Origin of the sequence: Kineococcus glutinatus (genome assembly GCF_039542765.1) — a bacterium.
GTDB lineage: Bacteria > Actinomycetota > Actinomycetes > Actinomycetales > Kineococcaceae > Kineococcus_A > Kineococcus_A glutinatus.
The window spans coordinates 1-2,012 of the sequence record NZ_BAABIL010000577.1 but is presented as its reverse complement, the minus strand read 5'-3'; the positions used below and the strand labels follow the sequence as shown (position 1 = coordinate 2,012).

Annotated in this window: 2 protein-coding genes; one reads left to right on the top strand and one right to left on the bottom strand. The window is 78.8% G+C overall.

What is annotated here, in order from left to right; translation table 11 throughout:
* The first annotated feature begins 21 nt into the window (after nt 1-21).
* Entirely contained in the window at nt 22-1,047 is a 1,026-nt protein-coding gene (locus tag ABEB16_RS18440; RefSeq protein WP_425560248.1) for an NAD(P)-dependent alcohol dehydrogenase, read from the top strand.
* On the opposite strand, the gene ABEB16_RS18435 is transcribed toward ABEB16_RS18440, so the two are convergent.
* On the bottom strand, nt 1,010-1,774 hold the full coding sequence (locus ABEB16_RS18435) for a pentapeptide repeat-containing protein (protein WP_345713673.1): 765 nt from the start codon (nt 1,772-1,774) through the stop codon (nt 1,010-1,012). The two genes, ABEB16_RS18440 and ABEB16_RS18435, sit on opposite strands and share 38 nt — an antisense overlap.
* Between the last annotated feature and the right edge of the window lie 238 nt (nt 1,775-2,012).

The following is a 2,012-nucleotide window of genomic DNA, read 5'->3' as shown; positions in this document are numbered from 1 at the left end:
GCGGGCGGTGCGGCGGCGGCGCTGCCCGCGACGATGCGGGTCAGCGTGCTGCGCGCCGCCGGTGACCTCGCGGTGGAGGAGCGCCCCGTGCCGGCGGCGGGCCCCGGTCAGGTGCTCGTGCGGGTGGGGTCCGTGGGGGTGTGCGGCTCCGACGTCCACTACCACCGGCACGGCCGGATCGGTGAGTTCGTCGTCACCGCGCCCCTCGTCCTCGGCCACGAGGCGGGCGGGCGCGTCGTCGCGGTGGGTGCGGGCGTCGACCCCGCCCGCGTCGGCCAGCGCGTCGCCCTGGAACCGGGCGTGCCCTGCCGCCGCTGCGCGCAGTGCCGCGCGGGCCGCTACAACCTGTGCCCCGACGTGCGGTTCTTCGCCACCCCGCCGGTCGACGGGGCGTTCTGCGAGTACCTCGCCCACGACGCCGACTACGCCTTCGCGGTGCCGGACTCGCTCAGCGACGACGCCGCCGGGCTGATCGAGCCGCTCAGCGTGGGCGTGTGGGCCTGCCGCAAGGCGGCCGTCGGCGCGGGCAGCCGGCTCCTCGTCGCCGGCGCCGGGCCCATCGGCCTGGTCACCGCGCAGGTGGCGCGCGCCCTGGGGGCCGCCGACGTCGTCGTCTCCGACATCGACGCCGGCCGCCGCGGGGCGGCGCTGCGCTTCGGGGCCACGCAGGTGCTCGACCCGGCCGTCGACGACGCCGCCGGGCTGGGCGCCGACGCGTTCGTCGACTGCTCCGGTGCACCGTCCGCGGTCGTCGCCGGCATCCGCGCCGTGCGCCCCGCCGGGCACGTCGTGCTCGTGGGGATGGGCGCGGACGAGGCCACGCTGCCGGTGTCCCACCTGCAGAACCGGGAGATCACCCTCACCGGGACGTTCCGGTACGCCGACACCTACCCCGCCGCCATCTCCCTCGCAGCGCGCGGCGTCGTGGACCTCGACGGGCTGGTGACCGGCCGCTTCGACCTCGACGGCGTCGAGGAGGCCCTCACCGCCGGCGCCCGACCCGGCTCGATCAAGTCCGTCGTCCTCCCCGGCGGCCTGCCGGCCTGAGCGCGGGGGCCGGCTCGCCGGCGTCGAGCACCGTGATGCCGAAGGCGTGCAGCACCCCGGCGGCCTGCTCCGGCCCGAGCAGCGCGCCGCGCAGGTGCGCCAGCCGTTCGGGTGCGACCTCGCCGAGGTCGCACCCGCGCAGGTCGGCCCCCGTGAGGTCCGCACCGGTGAGGTCGGCGTCGCGCAACCGGCTGCCCTCCCACACCGTGCCCCGCAGGTCGCAGCCGCGCAGGCCGGCGTCGTCCAGGCGCAGGTCCCGCATCGGGGCGGACGCGAAGGACAGCCCGTCGAGGACGGCCGCGGAGAGGTTGCAGCCGGCCAGCGCGAACCCCGTGCCGCGGCTGCCGCCGAGCTCGGCGCCGATGAGGCGGCAGCCCTCGAAGGCGGCGCCCGCCAGCAGGGCGGCGTCGAAGCGGGCACCGGAGGCGTCCACGGCCCGGAAGCGGGCGTCGACGAGGTCGGCGCGGGTGAAGCGGGCGCCCACCGCGCTGCCGCCGCGCCACGTCGTGCCGCCGAGCCGGGCGCCGGTGAGGACCGCGCCGTCGAAGCGGCAGCCCTCGAAAGCCCAGCCGTCGAGGTCGGCGTCGGCCAGGTCGGCCCCGGTGAGGTCCGCGCCGGCGAGCCGGTGCGGACCGCGCACCGCGCGCAGGGCCGCCGCGGGGCCGGTGTCCCCCAGGTCGTCGGCGCGCAGCACGGGCAGGTCCGGGGCGGGGCCGGGTGTGATCACGCCTGCACGGTAGCGGCGGGCCCCGACGCCCGGGAGGCGTCGCCCGCGCGCCCGCCTGCGCCGGTCGGGGGAGGTTCCCTGCGCTGAACAGGTGGCGCGCCGGCCCCGCTCTGCAGCCCGTGCGGGGCGCCGTCGATGCACCGGCCCGATCCCGGAGCCGTTCCGGGCCCGTGCACCGCAGGAGGACGACGATGGGTGGACCCACCGGCAGGAACCGGGTGCGCAGGCTGGGCACCGC